Here is a 22,064-nt window from a genome sequence, read left to right on the forward strand (position 1 = left end):
GCTGGGTAAGGGAGTTGTCAGGGATTGCCATTAGGGTCCCGCCGGGGCCGTGATCGGGATCAGGGTGCGGAGCGTGGCGATGCGGTTCGTCGTGATCGAGTCGACGCCCGCGTCCAGGAGCCGTCGCATCGAACGGCGGGTGTCGGGTGTCCAGACCGAGACCAGGTAGCCGTCACGGTGGACCCGTGTGACGAGTTCGTGGCTCGCGAGCCCGAAGCGGTAGTTGAGCCACCGGGGCCGTACCGCGTCGAGCAGCGCGGGGCGCGGCGGCGCGAGGCTCGTCCAGGTGAGGGCGATCTCCGCGGCGGGGTCGGCCGCCCGGACCGCGAGCATGGTGTGGGCGCCGGCGCAGTAGTACGCCCGCTCCTCGGCTCCGTGGTCCCGGATGACGCCGACGACCCGGCGGACGGCGCGCTCGTCCGTCGGACCCGGCAGGTCGACCATGAGCCGGCCCTCGTCCGTCGCCGCGATGGCCTCCTCCAGCGTGGGGACCTTGCCGTCCGTCAGCCCCCGCACCTCGTCGTAGGAGAGTGACCGCAGCGGCCGGTCCTGCTCCCACAGCCGCTTCAGCGTGTCGTCGTGCAGCAGCACGGGCACGCGGTCGCGGGTCAGCCGGACGTCGAACTCGACGGCGTCCGCGCCCCGTCGGAGCGCGGAACGCAGTGAGTCGATCGTGTTCTCACGGGCGTGGTAGGGGTCGCCGCGATGGGCCACGGCAGTCACGGTACGCATCGGGCCATTGTGCTGGTGGGCCGGCTCAGGGCGCGAGCCACCCGGCGGTGTACGTGTCGATCTCCGTGGCGAGCGCCGCCTTGCCCGGGCCGTCCAGGAAGGAGACCTCGACGGCGTTCTTGGCGAGCGCGGCGAGTCCCCGCTCGTCCAGGCCGAGGAGGCGGGCGGCGACCGCGTACTCGTTGTTGAGGTCGGTGCCGAACATCGGCGGGTCGTCGGAGTTGAGGGTGACGACGACACCGGCATCGAGGAACGTCTTCAGGGGGTGCTCGTCGAGGGTGCGGACCGCGCGGGTGGCGATGTTGGACGTCAGGCTGACCTCCAGCGGGATCCGGTGCTCGGCGAGGTGCGCGAGGAGCCTGGGGTCGCGGGCGGAGCTCGTGCCGTGGCCGATGCGCTCGGCCCGCAGGTCCGTCAGGGCGTCCCAGACGGTCTCCGGGCCCGTCGTCTCGCCGGCGTGCGGTACGGAGTGCAGGCCGGCCGCGATGGCACGGTCGAAGTACGGCTTGAACTGCGGCCGGGGTACGCCGATCTCGGGTCCGCCGAGTCCGAAGGAGACCAGGCCCGCCGGGCGGATCTTGTCGGTGGTGGCCAGCCGGACCGTTTCCTCGGCGGATTCGAGTCCCGCCTCGCCCGGGATGTCGAAGCACCACCGCAGGACGGTCCCGAAGTCGGCCTCGGCGGACGTGCGGGCGTCCTCGATCGCGTCCATGAAGGCGCCCTCGTCGATACCGCGACGGGTCGACGAGAACGGCGTGATCGTCAGCTCGGCGTAGCGGATCTGCTGCCGGGCCATGTCGCGGGCGACCTCGTACGTCAGCAGGCGCACGTCCTCGGGGGTGCGGATGAGGTCGACGACGGACAGGTACACGTCGATGAAGTGGGCGAAGTCCGTGAACGTGAAGTAGTCGACCAGTGCCTCGGGGTCCGAGGGCACCTTGGAGTCCGGGTGGCGGGCGGCCAGCTCGGAGACGATACGGGGGGAGGCTGAGCCGACGTGGTGGACGTGGAGTTCGGCCTTGGGCAGTCCGGCGATGAAGGCGTGCAGGTCGCGCGGAGCGGCCGGGTTGCCAGAGGTGCCAGAGGTGCCCGGGGTGATCGGGTCGAGGTGGTCGGTCAAGGTTCCTCCCCAGGAACGGCGCCGGGCCGGTGTCGGGCGGGCGCGGGTGATCGGCTGATCGGTGGTTCGGTGCTTCGGCGGTGCGGGGATCATCGTAGAGCGCGGCTCATCGCCCGTGCGGGGGAGGCTTGGGCCGTAGCATGACGCTACGTTGACAGAGGGGGGCTCCGCGTATGTCCGACGACGCGCAGACGCCGAGGGACGGGGTGTCTCTGGGCAAGCCGTCCGGCGGGGCGGATCCCTGGGCCGCGCCGGCGGACACGGGGGCGTCCTCCTCGGTGCCGCCTCCGCCGAGCCCGCCGTCGGTTCCCGGGGGCCCGGGGCCGTACGCGCCGGGGCCGTACACGCCGGGGCCGTACGGCTACGGGCAGGGGCCGGCGTACGGGCCGGGGTACGGGTATCCGGCTCAACCCGCTCCTGGTCCGGTACCCGGTTACGGCTACGGCTGGTCCGGGATGCGCGTGGCGCCGCCCAGCAACGGGATGGGTGTGGCGTCGCTCGTGCTCGGGATCGTCGCGACGGTCCTCTTCTGCCTGTGGCCGGTGTCCCTCACGTCCGGGATCCTCGCGGTGATCTTCGGTCTGATCGGGCGGGGCAAGGTGCGGCGCGGCGAGGCGACCAATTCGGGGCATGCGTTGGCGGGGGTCATCTGTGGGGCGGTCGGTGTCGCGCTGACGGTCGCGTTCGTGGTGCTGCTCGCGGTGGTGCCGGAGGACGCGGGGAGTGAGGACTCGGGGACGGGTGGGGGTGGGGGCGGGTTCAGGACGTCGCTCACTGTCGACGACTGAGCGGCGGGGACGCGGGGGCGCGCCGCTGGGTCTCGCAGGTGCGGGTCGGTGGGGGCTGAGCGCGCAGTTCCCCGCGCCCCTCAGGTGAGTCGGGTCACGGGTGTCTCAAGTGGGCCCTGGCTCTCATCAGGGCGAAGCCCAGGAGGTTCGGGCCCTGCCAGTGGGGTGGGTCCGTCGCTCGGGGGTCGTCCGCGGACAGGCCGATGCCCCACACCCGGTCCAGGGGGCTCGCCTCGACCAGTACCCGCTCACCCGTGCCCAGCAGGAACGTGCTCAGCGCGTCGTCCGACGCGAACTTCCGCACGCTCCCCTCGACCACGATCTCGAACCGCTCCCGCTCCCACACGGCCTCGTCGAACCCCCGGACCAGCCGTCCGGCCTTCTTCGCGAGCGCCGGGTTCGACGCGTCCACCGCCAGCCGCTCCGCCTCCGCGTCACCGAAGAGGCGTGCCTTGCGCGCCATCATCCAGTGCTCGGCCGTCCGGTACTCCACCCCGTCCGCCGTGAACGGCGACGGCCACCACTGGCTCAGACAGCTCGGCCCGATCCGTCCGTCCGCACGCGGCCGATGTCCCCAGAAGTGCAGGTACCTGACTCTCACCCCCGCTCGGACCGCGCTGACCAGCGCCTCCCGGGAGTCGATCTTCCCCGGCTCGTCGGTCGTCTCGGACTTCCCCCTCTTCTCCATGCGCCCGAGTCTGGCACCCACCACCGACATTCCGGCCCGCCTTTTCCCGAGCCGTGGGACAGCCCGTCGACAGATTCCGTCGCGTAACCAAATGGCAACAACGGAATCACTTGTTGGAGCACCATTGCTCTGTCAGGATCGGCACTCAAATCGAGCTGGAGCTACGCCAGCCCCCTCGTTGCGGGGAGTGCGGCGGAGGAGAGCGACATGCACAATCCGGGCCATCGCTTCCAGGCGCAGGACCACTTCGCGGCCGGCGCGCAGTACATCGCGGGCCGCCTGGCCCAGGGCACCTCGGGGCGGAGGCACGCCGTCGTGGACCCTGCCACCGGCGACGAGGTCCACACCTACGAACTGGCCGGCACCGGCGACGTGGACGCGGCGGTCGCGGCCGCACGGGACGCGTTCCCCGGCTGGTCCGGCGCCACCCCCGGAGAGCGCTCCGATGCCATGCACCGCTTCGCCGCCGTACTCGCCGACCGCGCCGAGGAATTCGCGCAGGCGGAGTCCCTGCAGTGCGGCAAACCGATCAAGCTGACCCGGGAGTTCGACGTCCCGGGCACCATCGACAACACCGCCTTCTTCGCCGGCGCGGCCCGCCTCCTCCAGGGGCAGTCCGCGGGCGAGTACTCGGGCGACCACACCTCGTACGTACGCCGTGAGCCCATCGGGGTCGTCGGCTCCGTCGCCCCCTGGAACTACCCCCTCCAGATGGCCGCCTGGAAGATCCTCCCGGCGATCGCCGCGGGCAACACCGTCGTCCTGAAGCCCGCCGAGCTCACCCCGTTCACCTCCCTCCTGTTCGCCGAGGCGGCGACCTCGGCCGGCATCCCGGACGGGGTCGTCAACATCGTGACGGGGTCCGGGAAGGTCGCCGGTGAGCGTCTCGTCGGCCATCCCGACGTCGTCATGACCTCCTTCACCGGGTCCACCGCCGTCGGCAGGCGGGTCGCCGAGATCGCGGGGGCCACGGTCAAGCGCCTCCACCTGGAACTCGGCGGCAAGGCGCCCTTCGTGGTCTTCGACGACGCGGACCTGGAGGCCGCCGTGCACGGCGCGGTGGCGGGCGCGCTCATCAACACGGGCCAGGACTGCACGGCCGCCACGCGCGCGTACGTGCAGAGGCCCCGCTACGAAGAGTTCGTCGCACGGACCGCCGACCTCATGGACACCGTCCGGCTCGGTGATCCCTTCGCGCCGGACACCGACCTCGGGCCGCTCATCTCGTTCGCCCAGCGCGACCGCGTCGCCGGATTCGTCGACCGGGCGCGGTCCTCCGCGCGCGTGGTCACCGGTGGCGAGGTCCCCAAGGGCCTTGAGCACGGCGCCTACTACCGGCCCACCCTGATCGCCGACGCCGCCCAGGACAGCGAGATCGTGCAGTCCGAGATCTTCGGACCCGTCCTGGTGGTGGTGCCCTTCGACAGCGACGACGAAGGCATCCGGCTCGCCAACGACACCCCGTACGGACTCGCCGCCTCCGCCTGGAGCCGTGATGTGTACCGGGCGAACCGGGCCACCCGCGAGATCAGGGCGGGCTGTGTGTGGGTCAACGACCACATCCCGATCATCAGCGAGATGCCGCACGGCGGCTACAAGGCGTCCGGCTCCGGCAAGGACATGTCCGCGTACTCCTTCGAGGAGTACACGCAGATCAAGCACGTCATGTTCGACAACACCGCGGTGGCCAGGAAGGACTGGCACCGCACGATCTTCGGGGACCGCTAGCCATCCAGTCACCACCGGCCCGGACCTGGCCGAACCCTCCCGGAAGGGCACCACGAGCATGGAGCAGTACGAGCCCGATCGCCTGTCCCCGGCCCGGTTGGCCGCCATGCGGCGCAGTCTCCGCGGCGGCAGGGCCTCCCTCACCCGCCGTTCGCTGCTGCGTGCCTCGACGGGCGGCGCGCTCGCCCTGGGCGGACTCGGGTCGCTGAGCGCCTGCGGAATACCCGCCGCGAAGAACACCGCGGGTGTCTCGTCCGAGGACCACTCGGCGAAGGAGAAGCGGGTCAGCTTCTCCAACTGGACCGAGTACATGGACGTGGACGACAGCGAGAAGCGCCACCCGACGCTCGACGCGTTCGCCGCGCGCACCGGTGTCACCGTCAAGTACACCGAGGACATCAACGACAACGTCGAGTTCTTCGGCAAGCTCAAGCCGCAGCTCGCGGCGGGCCAGGACACCGGGCGTGACCTCATCTGCGTCACCGACTGGCTGGCCGCCCGGCTGATCCGCTTCGGCTGGGTGCAGAAGCTCGACGCCTCCCACCTGCCGCACGCCTACGCCAACCTCTCCCAGCAGTTCCGCACCCCCGACTGGGACCCGGGGCGCGCGTACTCGTATCCCTGGACCGGTATCTCCACCGTCATCGCGTACAACAAGAAGGCGCTGGACGGTGTGGAGGTGAAGTCCCTCTCCGACCTGCTCGACAACTCCGAGCTCAAAGGGCGCGTCGGTTTCCTGTCCGAGATGCGCGACAGCGTCGGCATGATGCTGCTGGACCTCGGCAAGGACCCGGCGAGGTTCACGGACGACGACTTCGACGCGGCGATCGCCCGTCTGCAAAAGGCCGTCGACAAGGGCCAGATCCGCCGCTTCACCGGCAACGACTACACGGCCGACCTCACCAAGGGCGACCTCGCGGCCTGTGTCGCCTGGGCCGGTGACGTCGTCCAGCTCAAGGCGGACAGCCCGGACGTCGACTTCGTCATCCCGGACAGCGGCTATCTGACGTCCACGGACAACCTGCTGGTCCCCAACAAGGCACGGCACAAGACCAACGCCGAGCGGCTCATCGACTACTACTACGAACCCGGTCCCGCCGCACAGCTGGCCGCGTACATCAACTACGTCTGCCCCGTCGACGGGGTGAAGCCCGAACTGGCGAAGATCGACAAGTCGGCGGCGGACAATCCGCTGATCCTTCCCGACGCCGCCATGGCGGCCAAGTCGCACTCCTTCCGCTCCCTGAGCACGAAGGAAGAGACGGCGTACGAGGCCAAGTTCGCCAAGCTGACCGGGGCGTAGTGCCTCCGGCGGGCGCGGCCTTCGCGTCCCGCCCCGGACCACGGACGACCCCGACACCCAGGGACCACACCATGACGAAAGACACCGGCGGCGATGTCCGTCTCTCCGGAATCAGCAAGACCTACGGCTCCTTCACCGCCGTCCAGCCGCTCGATCTGACCGTGCCGCAGGGGTCGTTCTTCGCCCTCCTGGGGGCGTCCGGCTGCGGCAAGACCACCACGCTGCGGATGATCGCAGGACTGGAGGACCCCTCCTGCGGGTCCGTCGCCCTCGGCGACCAGGACGTGACCCACCTGCCCCCGTACCGGCGCCCGGTGAACACCGTCTTCCAGTCGTACGCCCTCTTCCCGCACCTCGACATCTTCGAGAACGTCGCCTTCGGTCTGCGCAGGCGTGGCATCAAGTCGGTGAAGAAGCAGGTCGAGGACATGCTCGACCTGGTCCAGCTCGGCGAGCAGGCCCGCAAGAAGCCCCACCAGCTCTCCGGCGGCCAGCAGCAGCGCGTCGCCGTGGCCCGCGCCCTGATCAACACCCCCGAGGTGCTCCTCCTGGACGAACCCCTCGGCGCCCTGGACCTCAAGCTGCGCCGCCAGATGCAGCTGGAGCTCAAGCGCATCCAGACCGAGGTCGGCATCACCTTCATCCATGTCACCCACGACCAGGAGGAGGCCATGACGATGGCCGACACGGTCGCCGTCATGAACGCGGGCCGTGTCGAGCAGCTCGGCTCGCCCGCCGACCTCTACGAGAACCCGCGGACCACGTTCGTCGCCAACTTCCTCGGCACCTCCAACTTCATAGAGGCCGAGGTCGACACCAGGAGCGGCGACGAGATAGCCCTCAAGGCGGGCGGCGGCAGGCTCGTCCTGCCCGGGGCCCGATGTTCCGCGCCCACGACGACCGGCGGCAAGGTCCTGGTCGGGGTCCGCCCCGAGAAGATCTCCCTCACGCACGCCGACGAGGCGGGCGGGATACCGGCGGGCCGCAACCGCATCACCGGCACGATCGCCGACTCCAGTTTCCTCGGCGTCTCCACGCAGTACGTCATCGACAGCCCACTCTGCCCGGAGTTCGAGGTCTACGCCCAGAACATCGACCGCGACGCACGGCTGGTACCCGGCGCCGAGGTGGTCCTGCACTGGAACCCGGCGCACACCTTCGGTCTGGACGCCGCCCAGGACATCGACGCGGGCATCGAGACGGTGGGGGACCGGACGACAGAGGCCGAGACGGTGAGGGCCGAGACGGTGGGGCCGCACGAAGGGGCGGCGGCCCGATGAGCACCGCCACCGGCACACCGGCCCCGGCCCCCGCGCCCTCCGCCTCCGCCGCTGCCGAGGAGCGCCCGCCGAGAAGGCGTGGCCGGCTCACCCCGTACTGGCTCCTGCTGCCCGGCATCCTCTGGCTGCTCGTCTTCTTCGCGCTGCCGATGGTCTACCAGGCCTCCACGTCCGTGCAGACGGGCTCCCTGGAGGAGGGCTACCAGGTCACCTGGCACGTCGCGACGTACTGGGACGCGGTGGCCGACTACTGGCCGCAGTTCCTGCGGTCCATCGCCTACGCCGGCGCCGCCACGGTCCTGTGTCTGCTGTTCGGCTACCCGCTCGCGTATCTGATCGCGTTCCGCGCGGGCCGCTGGCGCAACCTCGTCCTGGTCCTGGTCGTCGCGCCGTTCTTCACCAGCTTCCTGATCCGTACGCTCGCCTGGAAGACGATCCTCGCGGACAGCGGCCCGGTCGTCGGCGCCCTCGACTCGCTGCACGTCCTGGACGTCACGAGCTGGCTCGGCGTCACGGCGGGCGACCGCGTGCTGGCCACCCCGCTCGCGGTGATCTGCGGACTCACCTACAACTTCCTGCCGTTCATGATCCTGCCGCTCTACACCTCGCTGGAGCGCATCGACGGGCGGCTGCACGAGGCGGCCGGCGACCTGTACGCGAAGCCCTTCACGACCTTCCGCAAGGTGACCTTCCCGCTGTCGATGCCCGGCGTCGTCTCCGGGACGCTCCTCACGTTCATCCCGGCGAGCGGGGACTACGTGAACGCCGATCTGCTCGGCTCCACGGACACCCGCATGGTCGGAAACGTCATCCAGACGCAGTTCCTGCGCATTCTCGACTACCCGACGGCAGCCGCGCTCTCCTTCATCCTCATGGCGGGGATCCTGGCCGTCGTCACGCTCTACATCCGCAAGTCCGGGACGGAGGATCTGGTCTAAATGGCTCCTGTGAAGGCCCCCGTGAAGTCCCCGGTGAAGGCTCCCTTGACGGCCCTCGGACGCTGGCTCAAGCACCGTCTCGTCGTCATCGCCGGGCTGCTGACCCTCGGTTATCTGCTGCTGCCGAACATCGTCGTCACGGTGTTCTCCTTCAACGACCCCAACGGGCGCTTCAACTACACGTGGCAGCGGTTCTCCACGGACGCCTGGACCGATCCCTGCGGGGTCGCCGATCTGTGCGGCTCGCTCTCGCTGAGTCTGCGGATCGCCGCCTGGGCGACACTGGGCGCCACCGTGCTCGGCACGATGATCGCCTTCGCGCTCGTGCGCTACCGCTTCCGCGCGCGCGGCGCCGTGAACTCGCTGATCTTCCTGCCGATGGCGATGCCCGAGGTCGTGATGGCCGCCTCGCTGCTCACGCTCTTCCTCAACCTGGGCGCCCAGCTGGGCTTCTGGACGATCCTGATCGCCCACATCATGTTCTGTCTGAGCTTCGTGGTCACCGCCGTCAAGGCACGCGTCATGTCGATGGACCCGAGTCTGGAGCAGGCGGCGCAGGACCTCTACGCGGGGCCCGTCCAGACGTTCCTGCGGGTCACCCTGCCCATCGCCGCGCCCGGTATCGCCGCCGGAGCGCTGCTCGCCTTCGCGCTCTCCTTCGACGACTTCATCATCACCAATTTCAACGCCGGTTCGACCGTCACGTTCCCCATGTTCGTCTGGGGCTCGGCGCAGCGCGGAACACCCGTTCAGATCAATGTCATCGGCACGGCCATGTTCCTCGTCGCCGTACTGTTCGTGCTGGCCGGCATGGTCATCGGAAACCGCCGGAACCGGCAGAGGACGTCATGAACCGCGACAAGGAACGTGACAAGGACGGCGACGAGGACCGGGCCGCCGTCGGGTGGAGCCGATGGAGGGAGTCCCTCTCCGACGTCCGGCCCGGCTCGTACTGGCTGGACGACCCGGCCAGGCCCGGCCCCGAGCCCGCGCTCACCGGCGCCGAGAGCTGCGACCTGCTCGTCGTCGGCGGTGGTTACAGCGGACTGTGGACCGCGCTCCTCGCCAAGGAGCGCGACCCCGGGCGCGACGTGGTCCTGGTCGAGGGCCGTGAGGTGGGCTGGGCCGCCTCGGGGCGCAACGGCGGCTTCTGCGCGGCCTCCCTCACCCATGGCCTGGCCAACGGCCTGACCCGCTGGCCCGACGAGATCCACAAACTGGCGGAGCTGGGCGCCCGCAACCTCGACGGCATCGAGGCGGCCGTCGCCCGCTACGGCCTCGACTGCGACTTCGAGCGCACCGGCGAGATCGACGTCGCGACCGAGCCGTACCAGGTGACCGAAGCGCGCGAGTGGTACGCGGAGTTGCGGCAGCGCGGCCTGGCGGACGGCGTGGAGTACCTGGACGCCGAAGCCGTACGGGACCAGGTCGACTCTCCGACCTTCCTCGCGGGTCTGTACGACCGCCGGGGCGTCGCCATGCTGCACCCCGCCAAACTCGCCTGGGGTCTCAAGCGTGCCTGCGTCGAGCTGGGTGTCCGCGTGTACGAGCACACGCCCGCGCTGTCCCTGACGCCGCACGGCGCCGGAATGGCCGTCCGCACGCCGTACGGCGGGGTGCGCGCCCGCCGGGTCGCCCTGGGCACCAACATCTTCCCGAACCTGGTCAGGCGCGTGCGCCCGTACACGGTCCCGGTCTACGACTACGCGCTGATGACCGAGCCGCTGACCGCGGAGCAGCTCGCCTCCGTCGGCTGGAAGAACCGGCAGGGCCTCGGCGACTCGGCGAACCGCTTCCACTACTTCCGGCTGTCCGCCGACAACCGGATCCTGTGGGGCGGCTACGACGCGGTGTACCCGTACGGCGGCCGGGTGCGCGCCGAGTACGACGACCGGCCCCGGACGTACGCGAAGCTCGCCCGGCACTTCTTCACCTGCTTCCCGCAGCTGGCGGGCGTCCGGTTCACCCATGCCTGGGGCGGCGCGATCGACACGTGCTCCCGTTTCTCGGCCTTCTTCGGTACGGCCCACCGGGGGCGGGTCGCCTACGCGGCGGGCTACACGGGCCTGGGCGTCGGGGCGACCCGGTTCGGCGCGGACGTGATGCTGGACCTGCTGGCGGGGGAGCGCACGGAGCGTACGTCGCTGGAGATGGTCCGCAGGAGACCGCTGCCCTTCCCGCCGGAGCCGTTCGCCTGGACGGGCATCGCGCTCACCAAGTGGTCCCTCGCACGGGCGGACACGCACGGCGGCCGGCGCAATCTGTGGCTGCGGTCGATGGACCGCCTGGGCCTCGGCTTCGACAGCTGAGGGCGTGCGTCCCTGTACGTGATCCACAGGCGTACGCCCAGCTCACTGCTGTGACCCGGTTCACTACTAATCGGTAGCTGAACCCGCGTAATGCCCGGCCCGCACCCGCCTCTCCCTTGTGACGCGACCAGCGTCGACACGAGAGAGAGGAAGGTTCCGCCATGACAGGGGCCAAGACGGCGGTCGAGTGGCTGGCATCCGTGGCACCGGACCCCGAGGCCTGCCGCTGGGAATGGGAGCGCAACCCGATGGGGGTCGCGCTGCTGCCCGCGGGCAAGGTCTGGGACGTGCTCATCCTGCCGGGCAGGCTCGGCTATCCGACGCTCGACGTACTGTCCCGGGTGCTCGACCAGCCGGGGCCGGTGCTCGTCGACTTCGGTGACGCGCGCACGGGCTTCTTCGTCCCGCCGGGGACGGCCGCGCGCTGGCTCGGCACGGGGGTGCGCACGGCGGGACGCGGTACGTGGATCGTGGTGCCGTATCCCGGACGGTCCACCGGCGGGGTCCGCTGGCTGGTCCCGCCGGACGGCTCCGGCACGCTGACCGACCCGGCGCTGCTGGAACTGGCCATGCACGAGGCGGCGGCGGGCCTGGCGACGGAGGACCGCGGCTAGCCGACCGCTGCCGGAGGTCTTGACAACAGGATTGGTCTGGACCAAATTGGGCGCGCTCCACCCTCCAACTCCCCCCATGCATGGAGGCACTCGTGGACCGCGTCAGATCCGTCCTCGCCGTCTGCACGGCCGCCGTCCTGGCCGTACCCGGCATCACCGCGCTCTCGTCGGCCGCCCGTGCGGCCGACGCGGACCTGGCCCGCAACGGCGGGTTCGAGTCCGGTCTCGACGGCTGGACCTGCACGGCGGGCGCCGTCGTCGACTCGCCCGTCCGCAGCGGTGGTTCGGCGCTGCGGGCGACCCCGGCCGACAGCGACAACGCGCGCTGCGCGCAGACCGTGACCGTCCGGCCCGACTCCCAGTACACGCTCGCCGGATACGTCCGCGGCGCCTACGCCTACCTCGGCGCGAGCGGCACCGGCACCACCGACGTCTCCGCCTGGACCCCCTCCGCACCGGACTGGCAGCGGCTCGCCACGACCTTCCGCACCGGCCCCTCGACCACCGAGGTCACGCTCTACACGCACGGCTGGTACGGCACCGGCGCCTACTACGCCGACGACCTCTCCCTGACCGGGCCCGGCGTCGACGCCGGGCAGCCGCCGGCCGCGCCCGCAGGGCTCACGGTCGGCACGGTCACCTCCACCGGCGTCGACCTGTCCTGGCCGGCCGTGCCGGGCGCGACGGGCTACGCCGTCTACCGCGACGGGGCGAAGGTCCGGACGGTGACCGGGACCTCGGCCACCGTCGGCGGACTCAGCCCGTCGACCGCCTACTCCTTCCAGGTCGCCGCCGTGAACACCGCCGGGGAGTCCGCGAGGTCCGCGGCCGTCACGGCGACCACCACGGCGGCCCCGGGCGGCGGCGACCCCGTGGAGCTGCCCGCCCACGCCCTGGTCGGCTACCTCCACGCGAGCTTCGCCAACGGATCCGGCTACACGCGGATGGCCGACGTCCCGGACAGCTGGGACGTGATCGACCTGGCCTTCGGCGAACCGACCTCGACGACCTCGGGCGACATCCGCTTCGACCGCTGCCCGGCCGCGGAGTGCCCCGGAGTCGAGACCGACGCCGAGTTCAAGGCGGCGATCGAGGCCAAGCAGGCCGCGGGCAAGAAGGTCCTCATCTCCATCGGCGGCCAGAACGGCCAGGTACAGCTCACGACCACGGCGGCCCGCGACACGTTCGTCTCGTCGGTCTCCCACATCATCGACACGTACGGACTCGACGGACTGGACATCGACTTCGAGGGGCACTCGCTCGCCCTGGACGCCGACGACACCGACTTCAAGAACCCGAAGACCCCGGTGATCGTGAACCTCATCTCGGCCCTGAAGACCCTGAAGGCCGAGTACGGCGACGACTTCGTGCTGACGATGGCCCCGGAGACGTTCTTCGTCCAGCTCGGCCACCAGTACTACGGAACGGGCCCGTGGGGCGGCCAGGATCCGCGCGCCGGCGCCTACCTCCCGGTCATCCACGCCCTGCGCGACGACCTGTCGCTCCTGCACGTCCAGGACTACAACTCCGGCCCGATCATGGGCCTGGACAACCAGTACCACTCCATGGGCGGAGCCGACTTCCACATCGCGATGACGGACATGCTCCTCACCGGGTTCCCGGTGGCGGGGAACGCGGCTGACGTCTTCCCGCCGCTGCGTCCGGACCAGGTCGCGATCGGCATGCCGGCGTCGACGAACGCGGGCAACGGTCACGTGCCGACGTCCGAGGTCGACAAGGCACTGGACTGCCTGACGAAGAAGACGGACTGCGGCTCGTACGCGACCCATGGCACCTGGCCGGACCTGCGCGGCCTGATGACGTGGTCGATCAACTGGGACCGCTTCGGAGGCTGGGAGTTCTCGAAGAACTTCGACGCGTACTTCGGCTGAGCAGGAACATCGCGAGTCCCAGCAGCAGCACGGCGCTCAGGCACCAGCTCCCGGCCACGTCCAGCGGCCAGTGGTACCCGCGGCGGACCAGGCCGAAGCTCACCGACGCCACCAGGAGCAGACAGGCGAGGGTGAGTTCGCGGCGCAGATAGCGGTTCTGGAGCCAGGGGAGCAGCAGGAGGACGGCGGCTCCGTACGCGACGGCGGCCGTGGCCGTGTGCCCCGAGGGGTAGTAGCCGTCGCCTGCCGTGCCGGGCGGCCCGGTACGGCCGACGGCCTCCTTCAGCGGGACCACCAGGAGGGGTACGAGGGCCATGGTGACCAGGGCCGCGAGCGAGGGGAGCCACCAGCTGGGCAGGGCCGCGCGCCGGGCCCGCCACGCGACGTACGCGGCGACCGCGAGCAGGACCGGGACCGCGACCAGGACGTTGCCGAGGTCCGCGAGGAACTCGGCGGCGCCCGCCGGAAGGCGGCTGTCCGCGACGGTGCCGCCCAGGCGCTCGTCGGCGCGGCGCAGCGGGGTGTCGACGGCGGCCTGCCAGGTGAGGAAGGCGAGGAGGAGGACGAGCAGGGCCATGACCAGCGCCGGACGCGCCGGACGCACCGGGACCACGGGGGGTGCCTCGCCGGGAGCGGCGGGCGGGGGTGGCCCGGGGTGCGGCCCGAGGTGCGGCTCGGGCCGTGCCGAGGGCGGGTCCTGCTGGTCCGGGGCGGTGGGCATGACACCCAGCGTGGCAGGAACGACCGGTCGCGTGTACGCGAGGGTGTCCGTACGGGGCACGCGCGGCGTGGCGCCGGACACGCCGAAGGGCTTGCACCAGGGGGGGGAGGTGCAAGCCCTTCGGTGGTTCGGGCGCTTCGGGCCGACCGCTGATCCGCTTGCACGGATGTTCGCGATGCGGCGCCTGGGCGGCCTTGTGGACCGGGTTGTCGCACGCCCCGGGGGGTTTGGGGCGGGCGACTGTCCGATCGGTGAGGAGACCCGGAGCCGAAGGCCCCGGTTGTGTGCGCGAAGGCACGACCAGGGCGAAGCTGGGGAGGCCCCGTCCTGATGCCGTCCACAGTCCCCTGTGGGCGGGTGTATCTCTCAACTGCGTAGAACCTACGACAGGGCGAGGGCGTCCGACAGACGGAATCCGTTCCCGCCATCTACCTCGCACACGTTCTTCACACGCCCCGCTCCTCGTGGCCCCGGGACCGGAACCGATGAGGCGGACGCCGCTCAGATGCGGGAAAACGCCTGCTCGATGATGTCGAGGCCCTCGGCCAGCAGGTCCTCTCCGATGACCAGCGGCGGCAGGAAACGCAGCACGTTGCCGTAAGTGCCACAGGTCAAGACCAGCAGGCCCTCCTGATGGCAGGCCTTGGCCAGCGCGGCGGTCGTCTCCGCGTCCGGCTCCTTCGTCGTACGGTCCTTGACCAACTCGATCGCGATCATCGCGCCCCGGCCGCGGACGTCCCCGATGACGTCGAACTTCTCCGCCATCGCGCCCAGGCGCGCCTTCATCGTCCCCTCGATCGCCTTCGCCCTGGCGTTGAGGTCCAGCTCCTTCATCGTCTCGATCGCGCCGAGCGCGGCCGCGCAGGCCACCGGGTTGCCGCCGTAGGTGCCGCCCAGGCCGCCCGCGTGCGCGGCGTCCATGATCTCGGCGCGGCCGGTCACGGCGGCCAGCGGCAGCCCGCCCGCGATGCCCTTGGCGGTGGTGATCAGGTCCGGTACGACGCCCTCGTCCTCGCACGCGAACCACTGGCCGGTCCGGCAGAACCCGGACTGGATCTCGTCGGCGACGAAGACGATGCCGTTGTCGGACGCGAACCGGCTGAGGGCCGGCAGGAAGCCCTTCGCGGGCTCGATGAAGCCGCCCTCCCCGAGGACCGGCTCGATGATGATCGCGGCCACGTTGTCGGGACCGACCTGCTTGGTGATCTCGTCGATGGCCTGCGCGGCGGCCTCCGGGCCCGCGTTGTCCGGACCGGTCGGCCAGCGGTAGCCGTACGCCACCGGGACGCGGTAGACCTCGGGCGCGAACGGGCCGAAGCCGTGCTTGTACGGCATGTTCTTCGCGGTCAGCGCCATCGTGAGGTTCGTCCGGCCGTGGTAGCCGTGGTCGAAGACGACGACGGCCTGCCGCTTCGTGTGGGCACGCGCGATCTTGACGGCGTTCTCGACGGCCTCGGCGCCGGAGTTGAACAGGGCGCTCTTCTTGGCGTGGTCCCCGGGCGTCAGCTCGGCCAGCGCCTCGGCGACGGCCACGTACCCCTCGTACGGCGTGACCATGAAACAGGTGTGGGTGAAGTCCTGGAGCTGGGCGGCCGCCCGGCGCACGACGGCCTCGGCGGACGCGCCGACGCTCGTCACGGCGATGCCGGAACCGAAGTCGATCAGCCGGTTCCCGTCGACGTCCTCCAGGATCCCGCCGCCGGCCCGCGCGGCGAACACGGGCAGGACGGACCCCACACCGGCCGCGACCGCGGCACTGCGGCGGGCCTGCAGCTCCTGCGACTTCGGGCCGGGAATGGCGGTGACGAGGCGGCGCTCCTGCGGAACTGCGCTCATGAGGGGCTCCCTGGGGTCGTGCGAAGGTCCGGATGCGTTGTTTCTTCTTCGGTGTTTCTTCTGCTTTCTTCTTCGCAGGCTAGGGCCGGGGGCGGGGGGTGGGCATGCTCCATCCGGGCGTTGTCGGAGGAGCCCGTTGTCCGCCGTGGACATGGCGCGGTCCGGGAGCGCCGAGGGCGCCCGAGGGCCCGTACCGCCGCGCACGCGGCCGGTGCGCGGCTGATACGCGGCCGGTGCCCGGCCCGGTAAGCGGTGAACTCCCTTTGCGGGGGCGTTAGATTGACTGGGGAACCACGTACGGAGCGGCTGGTCAGGGGTGGCAGAGGCGATGGACAGCGACGGCACGCACGACGCACGGGGCACGCACGCCGATCGTGTGCCCCGGCCGGCCGGGCCGCCCCAGGTACCGCAGGTGCCCCAAGTACCGCCACGGCCCACGCGGGCGCCCGGAGCGCCACCGCTGCCGGACGGCTCCGCCTTCCTCACCTGGCTGCGCACCCCGCGGCCCGAGGCCGCGCCGGGCGTCTGGCGGTTCGGGCACCGCCCCCGGCCGGAGGTGGAGCCCGAGCAGATCCCGGCCCGGCAGCTGCTCACCGGCGCGTTCATCGCCTTCCTCGTGGGCTGGCTGATCTGGTCCCTGCTCTGGAACGGCTACCTCGGCAGCTGGTGGCTGCTGCCGCTCTACGCGATGATCCCGGACTCCTGGGCCCAGCCGCACAGCTTCGGCGCCGTCGTGGTCGTCTACGCCTACTACGTGGCCATCGCACTCGGGATCATGATCGGCGTGGGCCGGCTCGGCCGCTGGAGCGAGGTCTGGCAGCGGTACGGACTGCCGGCCTGGCGACGGGCCGCCCCCGTGACCGAACGGGCGCCCGCACCCGAGGAGGACCCCGCGCAGTGGAACGCGCTGCGCGCCGCCGGAGCCGTCGACGCCGCCGAGCGGCTCGGCGCGGACGCGCGCGCCGGACTCATGCGCGACGTCGACCACGCGCGGATCACCCGGGCCTGGCAGAGCGTGCGCAGCGGGCGGCACAGCCTCACCACCTTCACCGGCGCCGTGCTGCGGGAGGGCGCCGCCGCCTGTCTGCACCCCTCCGGGGCCCGGGACCTGCCGGGCCGCCTCGCGAAGCACGACCTCGTCACGGGCCAGGTGCACCTCGGCACGACCGCCGACGACCCGCGCAACCCGTACGCGTACCGCGGCACCGGCATGGCACTGGGGCCCGATCTGCTGGGGACCTCGCTGCTCGCCGTGGGGCCCGCCGGGTCCGGCAAGACCGGCGGTGTCGTCTGGCCGCTCGTCGAGTCGCTGTGCCTGCACGCGCTCGCGGGCCGGGCCGCCGTGGTCGTCGTCGGGGCCGCCGGGGCGGGCCTGGGCCCCGTGGACGCGTACGACGTCGTGGTGCGCGTGGGCAACCCCGAGTCCGTGTACGACCTCGATCTGTACGGCGGCACCACCGACCCGGACGAGGCCGCGGCCGTGCTCGCCGAGGCGCTCGTCGGCGATCTCACCGACCCGCACCCCGGTGGGGACAGCCGGCGCTCCACCACCGTGCTCGCCCAGCTCCTCGGGCCGTACCGGAGTGTCCACGGACGTTTCCCCTCGGTGCCCGAGCTGCGGCAGCTCCTCGACGGCGCGCCCGGCCCGCTCGGCGCGCTCCGCAAGGCGCTCACCGACGCGGGACAGGAGTCGCTGCTGCGGGAACTCGACGCGCGCGAACGGCAGCTGGGCCAGCCCGGCGACCTGGGCGGGGTGCTCGCGGACCGGGTGGCACTGCTCGACCGGCCCGCCTTCGCCGGCTTCTTCGACACGTCGGGGCAGTCCCGGCCCTTCTCGCTGCGCGCCCTCGACCATCCCGTACGCGTACGGATCGATCTGCCCCAGCGCGGGCACGCGGACGCCTCCCGGATCCTCTCGCGGCTGGTGCTCGCCCAGTTCGCGGCGAGCGTCGCGGTGCGCGAGGACCGGTCCCTGTTCGCCTGCCTCGTGCTCGACGACGCCACCGGGGTCGTCACCCCCGAGGCCGTCCGGGGCATCCAGCGGCTGCGGTCCGCCAACGCCGGGGTCGTGATGACGCTCCGCACGCTCGACGACGCGCCCCGTCCGCTGCGGTCACCGCTGCTCGGCGCGATCGGGTGCCGGGTGGCGCTGTCCGGGCTCACACCGTGGGACGGGCAGGACTTCGCCGAGGTGTGGGGCAAGGAGTGGATCGAGGCGCGGGACGTCACCGACCGGCAGATCATCGCGGAGACACCGGCGGGCAAGGCCGTCCACATGCTGCGCCGGGTGATCACCGGCAACGCGCCCACGGCCCGCGCCGTGACTGTGCGGCAGGTCGAACGGGAACGGTGGTCGGCGTCCGAGCTGGCGCACGGGGTGCCGCCGGGGCACGCGGTGCTCTCGCTCACCAGCGTGCGCGGGGAGTACGCGCCGCCGCTCCTGGTCGATCTGCGGAACCGGGGAAGCGCACAGGGAAGCGCACAAGGAAGCGCATAAGGTCACCGGTCGACCGTACGGTGAGGCAGAATCGACACAGGTCGTTCATACATCGCGGCCAAAAGATCACAGGTCCGGTGACTGTCGCGGAGTCTGTGAAGACCCGTGCGCTCACGCACCGAAGATCCGACGTACCGAAGACCGGGAGACCTGAAGGCCTCATGCCGCCCACGCTCGCCTCGCTCGTCCACCACTCGGCGCTCAAGCTCTCCGTGCGCGCGGGCGGGGACCGCCTGGACACCCCCGTGCACTGGGTCCACGCCAGCGAGCTCACCGACCCCGTGCCGTACATGGAGGGCGGGGAGCTGCTGCTCATCACCGCGCTCAAGCTGGACGCCGAGGACGCGGACGCGATGCGGCGGTATGTGAAGCGGCTGGTCGGGGCGGGAGTGGCCGGGCTCGGGTTCGCCGTCGGCGTGCACTACGACGAGATCCCCGGGGCGCTGGCCGACGCGGCGGTGGAAGAGGGGCTTCCGCTGCTGGAGGTCCCTCGGCGCACTCCGTTCCTCGCCATCAGCAAAGCCGTCTCCGCGGCCATCGCCGCCGACCGGTACCGGGCGGTGACGGCGGGGTTCGCCGCGCAGCGGGAACTGACGAAACAAGCCCTGAACGACGGCCCCGAAGGGCTGCTGACCGCACTCGCCTCACAGGTCGACGGCTGGGTCGCGCTGTACGACGCCTCAGGGGCCGTGGTCGCCACCGCGCCCGAGTGGGCGGAGCGCAGGGCCGCCCGGATCACCGCGGACGTGGAGCGCCTGCGGGACCGGCCGGCGCCGGCGAGTTCCGTCGTCGGCGGGGACGGGGCGGACGGTACGGACGGCGAGGACCGGGTCGAGCTGCACTCGGTGGGCACCGGGCGGCGCGCCCGTGCCGCGCTCGCCGTTGGCACCGCGGCGCCGCTGGGCACGGCCGAGCGGTACGCCGTGCACTCCGCGATCGCCCTGCTGACGCTGACCACGGAACGGTCCCGGTCGCTGTACGCCGCCGAGCAGCGGATCGGGGCGGCGGTGCTGCGGATGCTGCTGGCCGGGCAGTCCGACCACGCGCGGGGCGTCGCCGGGGACCTGTACGGGGGCCTGCTGGACGCGCCCTACCGGATGATGCTCGCCGAGGCCGCTTCGGCGTCCGCCGGACGGGCGCGGGCCGGTGGCGGCGAGGAGGAGGCGGACGCGGCGGACCCGGCGCGGGTCGAGGCCGCCGCGGCGGTGCTCGCCGAGGCCGGGGGCGATCTGGTGGGCGGGCTCGTCGAGGTCGCGGAGTCCGCGGCCGCCAGGTCCGGCGAGGCCGTGCTGGTCGTGCCCGACGGGGAGCGGCTCGTGGTGCTCGCCGCGGACGGCGGCGCGGTGGTCGCCGCGTGTGCCCGGTACGCGGAGACGGTCGGGCTCGCGCGCAGCGGCTCCGAGCAGGGGACCGACGAGGACGAGCTGGTCGTGGGGGTCTCCGCGCCGGCCGGTCCGGTGGCTGCCGGGGCCGCGTACAAGCAGGCCGAACAGGCGCTGTCCGTCGCCAGGCGGCGGGGGCGGGTGCTGGTGGAGCACGAGGACGTGGCGACGGGGTCGGTGGTGCCGTTGCTGGCGGACGACGCGGTGCGGGCGTTCGCCGACGGGCTGCTGCGGGCGCTGCACGAGCACGACGCGACCGGGCGAGGGGATCTGGTCGCCTCGGTACGGGCCTGGCTGTCGCGGCACGGTCAGTGGGACGCGGCCGCGGCGGACCTCGGGGTGCACCGGCATACGTTGCGGTACCGGATGCGGCGGGTGGAGGAGATCCTCGGGCGGTCGCTGGACGATCCGGACGTGCGGATGGAGCTGTGGCTGGCACTGAAGGCGACGACGGCCGTCCCGGCGGGTGCGCGGGAGTAGGCGGGCTCGGTCGGGTGGCTCGGTGGGCTCGTTGGGCTCGTTGTCGAGTCTGGGTAGGTGGGGGCTGGGTGCACGGTTCCCCGCGCCCCCGCACGGGCTCGCCGGGCCCGGAGGTGTCCGACAAAACGGAGTGGGGTCGGGGTGGAGTGCTACGGGTTGGACAAGCCGGCTCGGGGCGCCGCGGGCCTACCGTGGGCGTCGGACACGTCGCCAGATCTGTCACCAGCCGTATCAACGAAGGGCCGGGACCCGATGACTTCCACCCACGCCTTCTGGCTCGCCGGTCGCCGAGCCACCGGTGAGGCCACCTTCGACGTCACGTCGCCCTGGGACGGGCACCTGGTCGGCAGGGTCGGTGTGCCGAGTGACGCCCAGGTCGAGGAGGCCGTCGCGGCCGCCCACGCCGTGCGGGACGAGTTCGCCGCCACACCGGCCCACGTACGGGCCGCCGCCCTGGACCAGGTGAGCAGGCGGCTCGTCGAGCGGACCGAGGAGATCGCCCGGCTGATCTCCGCCGAGAACGGCAAACCGCTCAAGTGGGCCCGTGGTGAGGTCGGCCGGGCCGTGTCCGTGTTCCGGTTCGCCGCCGAGGAGGCCCGCCGGTTCAACGGCGGCGAGGCGCAGCGGCTCGACACCGACCTCGGGGGCCAGGGGCGGCTCGCGCTGACCCGGCGCTTCCCGAAGGGCGTCGTACTGGGCATCGCGCCCTTCAACTTCCCGCTGAACCTGTGCGCCCACAAGATCGCTCCGGCGATCGCGGCCGGGGCGCCGATCATCCTGAAGCCGGCGCCCGCGACCCCGCTGAGCGGTCTGCTCCTGGGCGAACTGCTCGCCGAGACCGAACTCCCGGCCGGCTCCTGGTCGGTGCTGCCCGTCGCCAACGACAGGATGCCCGCGCTGGTGCGGGACGAGCGGCTGCCCGTCATCTCCTTCACCGGGTCCGACAAGGTCGGTTACGCGATCATGGACTCCGTACCGCGCAAGCACCTCACCCTGGAACTGGGCGGGAACGGTGCGGCGGTCGTGCTCGCCGACTGGTCGAGCGACGAGGACCTGGACCGGGCCGCGGCGCGCATCGCGACCTTCAGCAACTACCAGGGCGGCCAGTCCTGCATCTCCGTGCAGCGGGTGATCGCGGACGCGTCGGTGTACGAACGCCTGCTGCCCCGGATCGTCGCCGCGGTCGGGGCCCAGGTGACCGGGGACCCGTCCGACGACGCGACGGACGTCGGCCCGCTGGTGAGCGAGGACGCCGCGCGGCGGGTGGAGGCGTGGGTCGACGAGGCGGTCGGGGCCGGGGCCGAACTGCTCGCGGGCGGCAAGCGCGACGGCGCCTCGTACGCGCCGACCGTGCTGGCCGGCGTACCGGCGGAGGTGACGATCTCCAGCGAGGAGGTCTTCGGCCCGGTCCTCACCGTCCAGCGGGTGGCGGGCGAGGCAGCGGCCTTCGCCGCCGTGAACGAGTCCAAGTACGGGCTGCAGGCAGGCGTGTTCACCCACGACCTGCAGGCCGCCTTCCGGGCCCACCGGGCGCTGGAGGTGGGCGGCGTGGTCATCGGAGACGTCCCCTCGTACCGCGCCGACCAGATGCCGTACGGCGGGGTCAAGCAGTCCGGCGTGGGACGGGAGGGCGTCAGGTTCGCCATGGACGACTACACGTACGAGCGCGTACTGGTCCTCACGGGGCTCGCGCTCTGAGGCCGGTGTCGGGACCGGGCGTCGAGATCAGGTACTGATCCACGGCCGGAGCCCGGCT

General features: G+C 71.8%; 17 protein-coding genes. 12 read left to right on the forward strand and 5 right to left on the reverse strand.

What is annotated here, in order from left to right:
- Nucleotides 1-30 precede the first annotated feature (30 nt).
- Together ACLVWQ_RS25655 and ACLVWQ_RS25660 are read right to left on the reverse strand one after the other, a co-directional pair.
- Nucleotides 31-732, reverse strand: a complete 702-nt coding sequence (locus tag ACLVWQ_RS25655) for a glycerophosphodiester phosphodiesterase (protein WP_414111511.1) — start codon at nt 730-732, stop codon at nt 31-33.
- Between the two features lie 25 nt (nt 733-757).
- A complete protein-coding gene (locus tag ACLVWQ_RS25660; protein ID WP_414111512.1) occupies nt 758-1,945 on the reverse strand; it encodes an adenosine deaminase in 1,188 nt (395 codons plus the stop codon).
- Nucleotides 1,946-2,025: 80 nt separating this feature from the next.
- Here ACLVWQ_RS25660 and ACLVWQ_RS25665 point away from each other — a divergent pair, with 80 nt between their 5' ends.
- On the forward strand, nt 2,026-2,640 hold the full coding sequence (locus ACLVWQ_RS25665) for a DUF4190 domain-containing protein (protein ID WP_414111513.1): 615 nt from the start codon (nt 2,026-2,028) through the stop codon (nt 2,638-2,640).
- A gap of 94 nt (nt 2,641-2,734) precedes the next feature.
- On the opposite strand, the gene ACLVWQ_RS25670 is transcribed toward ACLVWQ_RS25665, so the two are convergent.
- The gene (locus ACLVWQ_RS25670) at nt 2,735-3,358 is read right to left on the reverse strand and encodes an NADAR family protein (protein WP_414111514.1); all 624 of its coding nucleotides are present in this window, start codon (nt 3,356-3,358) and stop codon (nt 2,735-2,737) included.
- 177 nt (nt 3,359-3,535) lie between these two features.
- On the opposite strand from ACLVWQ_RS25670, the gene ACLVWQ_RS25675 reads away from it, so the two are divergent.
- The 8 genes from ACLVWQ_RS25675 to ACLVWQ_RS25710 all read left to right on the forward strand — a co-directional run bounded on the left by ACLVWQ_RS25675 (nt 3,536) and on the right by ACLVWQ_RS25710 (nt 13,392).
- Complete coding sequence (locus ACLVWQ_RS25675) at nt 3,536-5,056, forward strand: gamma-aminobutyraldehyde dehydrogenase (protein ID WP_414111515.1); 1,521 nt, start codon at nt 3,536-3,538, stop codon at nt 5,054-5,056.
- 58 nt (nt 5,057-5,114) lie between these two features.
- Nucleotides 5,115-6,359: a spermidine/putrescine ABC transporter substrate-binding protein gene (locus ACLVWQ_RS25680; protein WP_414111516.1), complete on the forward strand. Its 1,245-nt coding sequence runs from the start codon at nt 5,115-5,117 to the stop codon at nt 6,357-6,359.
- 71 nt (nt 6,360-6,430) lie between these two features.
- A complete protein-coding gene (locus ACLVWQ_RS25685; protein ID WP_414111517.1) occupies nt 6,431-7,639 on the forward strand; it encodes an ABC transporter ATP-binding protein in 1,209 nt (402 codons plus the stop codon).
- Nucleotides 7,636-8,577: an ABC transporter permease gene (locus ACLVWQ_RS25690; protein ID WP_414111518.1), complete on the forward strand. Its 942-nt coding sequence runs from the start codon at nt 7,636-7,638 to the stop codon at nt 8,575-8,577. Before ACLVWQ_RS25685 ends, ACLVWQ_RS25690 begins: the two co-directional genes overlap by 4 nt.
- Nucleotides 8,578-9,429, forward strand: coding sequence for an ABC transporter permease (locus ACLVWQ_RS25695; protein ID WP_414111519.1), 852 nt, complete (start codon nt 8,578-8,580; stop codon nt 9,427-9,429). It begins immediately after the preceding gene.
- Nucleotides 9,426-10,886, forward strand: coding sequence for an NAD(P)/FAD-dependent oxidoreductase (locus ACLVWQ_RS25700; RefSeq protein ID WP_414111520.1), 1,461 nt, complete (start codon nt 9,426-9,428; stop codon nt 10,884-10,886). The genes ACLVWQ_RS25695 and ACLVWQ_RS25700 overlap by 4 nt, the downstream gene beginning before the upstream one ends.
- Before the next feature lie 161 nt (nt 10,887-11,047).
- On the forward strand, nt 11,048-11,500 hold the full coding sequence (locus tag ACLVWQ_RS25705; protein ID WP_414111521.1) for a hypothetical protein: 453 nt from the start codon (nt 11,048-11,050) through the stop codon (nt 11,498-11,500).
- An 80-nt stretch (nt 11,501-11,580) separates the two neighbouring features.
- Nucleotides 11,581-13,392 carry a chitinase gene (locus tag ACLVWQ_RS25710; RefSeq protein WP_414111522.1) on the forward strand — a complete coding sequence of 604 codons (1,812 nt, stop codon included), beginning with the start codon at nt 11,581-11,583 and terminating at the stop codon, nt 13,390-13,392.
- On the opposite strand, the gene ACLVWQ_RS25715 is transcribed toward ACLVWQ_RS25710, so the two are convergent.
- On the reverse strand, nt 13,331-14,113 hold the full coding sequence (locus ACLVWQ_RS25715; protein ID WP_414111523.1) for a phosphatase PAP2 family protein: 783 nt from the start codon (nt 14,111-14,113) through the stop codon (nt 13,331-13,333). The genes ACLVWQ_RS25710 and ACLVWQ_RS25715 overlap by 62 nt on opposite strands.
- A gap of 501 nt (nt 14,114-14,614) precedes the next feature.
- On the reverse strand, nt 14,615-15,949 hold the full coding sequence (gene gabT, locus ACLVWQ_RS25720) for a 4-aminobutyrate--2-oxoglutarate transaminase (RefSeq protein WP_414111524.1): 1,335 nt from the start codon (nt 15,947-15,949) through the stop codon (nt 14,615-14,617).
- A 328-nt stretch (nt 15,950-16,277) separates the two neighbouring features.
- Between gabT and ACLVWQ_RS25725 the strand changes: the two genes are divergently transcribed.
- The 3 genes from ACLVWQ_RS25725 to ACLVWQ_RS25735 all read left to right on the forward strand — a co-directional run bounded on the left by ACLVWQ_RS25725 (nt 16,278) and on the right by ACLVWQ_RS25735 (nt 22,006).
- Entirely contained in the window at nt 16,278-18,446 is a 2,169-nt protein-coding gene (locus ACLVWQ_RS25725) for an ATP-binding protein (RefSeq protein WP_414111583.1), read from the forward strand.
- Nucleotides 18,447-18,607: 161 nt separating this feature from the next.
- The gene (locus tag ACLVWQ_RS25730) at nt 18,608-20,308 is read left to right on the forward strand and encodes a PucR family transcriptional regulator (RefSeq protein ID WP_414111525.1); all 1,701 of its coding nucleotides are present in this window, start codon (nt 18,608-18,610) and stop codon (nt 20,306-20,308) included.
- A 252-nt stretch (nt 20,309-20,560) separates the two neighbouring features.
- The gene (locus tag ACLVWQ_RS25735; RefSeq protein ID WP_414111526.1) at nt 20,561-22,006 is read left to right on the forward strand and encodes an aldehyde dehydrogenase family protein; all 1,446 of its coding nucleotides are present in this window, start codon (nt 20,561-20,563) and stop codon (nt 22,004-22,006) included.
- The last annotated feature ends 58 nt before the right edge of the window (nt 22,007-22,064 follow it).

The organism is Streptomyces sp. CWNU-52B (genome assembly GCF_047444975.1).
Lineage (GTDB): Bacteria > Actinomycetota > Actinomycetes > Streptomycetales > Streptomycetaceae > Streptomyces.

What these genes read in the sequence shown, in the direction of transcription:
- ACLVWQ_RS25655 (WP_414111511.1), bottom strand. Translation starts at nt 732, where the DNA reads ATGCGTACCGTGACTGCCGTGGCCCATCGCGGCGACCCCTACCACGCC.
- ACLVWQ_RS25695 (WP_414111519.1), top strand. Translation starts at nt 8,578, where the DNA reads ATGGCTCCTGTGAAGGCCCCCGTGAAGTCCCCGGTGAAGGCTCCCTTG.
- ACLVWQ_RS25685 (WP_414111517.1), top strand. Translation starts at nt 6,431, where the DNA reads ATGACGAAAGACACCGGCGGCGATGTCCGTCTCTCCGGAATCAGCAAG.
- ACLVWQ_RS25700 (WP_414111520.1), top strand. Translation starts at nt 9,426, where the DNA reads ATGAACCGCGACAAGGAACGTGACAAGGACGGCGACGAGGACCGGGCC.
- ACLVWQ_RS25730 (WP_414111525.1), top strand. Translation starts at nt 18,608, where the DNA reads ATGCCGCCCACGCTCGCCTCGCTCGTCCACCACTCGGCGCTCAAGCTC.
- ACLVWQ_RS25710 (WP_414111522.1), top strand. Translation starts at nt 11,581, where the DNA reads ATGGAGGCACTCGTGGACCGCGTCAGATCCGTCCTCGCCGTCTGCACG.
- ACLVWQ_RS25680 (WP_414111516.1), top strand. Translation starts at nt 5,115, where the DNA reads ATGGAGCAGTACGAGCCCGATCGCCTGTCCCCGGCCCGGTTGGCCGCC.
- ACLVWQ_RS25670 (WP_414111514.1), bottom strand. Translation starts at nt 3,358, where the DNA reads ATGTCGGTGGTGGGTGCCAGACTCGGGCGCATGGAGAAGAGGGGGAAG.
- ACLVWQ_RS25725 (WP_414111583.1), top strand. Translation starts at nt 16,278, where the DNA reads ATGGACAGCGACGGCACGCACGACGCACGGGGCACGCACGCCGATCGT.
- ACLVWQ_RS25690 (WP_414111518.1), top strand. Translation starts at nt 7,636, where the DNA reads ATGAGCACCGCCACCGGCACACCGGCCCCGGCCCCCGCGCCCTCCGCC.
- ACLVWQ_RS25705 (WP_414111521.1), top strand. Translation starts at nt 11,048, where the DNA reads ATGACAGGGGCCAAGACGGCGGTCGAGTGGCTGGCATCCGTGGCACCG.
- gabT (WP_414111524.1), bottom strand. Translation starts at nt 15,949, where the DNA reads ATGAGCGCAGTTCCGCAGGAGCGCCGCCTCGTCACCGCCATTCCCGGC.
- ACLVWQ_RS25715 (WP_414111523.1), bottom strand. Translation starts at nt 14,113, where the DNA reads ATGCCCACCGCCCCGGACCAGCAGGACCCGCCCTCGGCACGGCCCGAG.
- ACLVWQ_RS25660 (WP_414111512.1), bottom strand. Translation starts at nt 1,945, where the DNA reads ATGATCCCCGCACCGCCGAAGCACCGAACCACCGATCAGCCGATCACC.
- ACLVWQ_RS25735 (WP_414111526.1), top strand. Translation starts at nt 20,561, where the DNA reads ATGACTTCCACCCACGCCTTCTGGCTCGCCGGTCGCCGAGCCACCGGT.
- ACLVWQ_RS25665 (WP_414111513.1), top strand. Translation starts at nt 2,026, where the DNA reads ATGTCCGACGACGCGCAGACGCCGAGGGACGGGGTGTCTCTGGGCAAG.
- ACLVWQ_RS25675 (WP_414111515.1), top strand. Translation starts at nt 3,536, where the DNA reads ATGCACAATCCGGGCCATCGCTTCCAGGCGCAGGACCACTTCGCGGCC.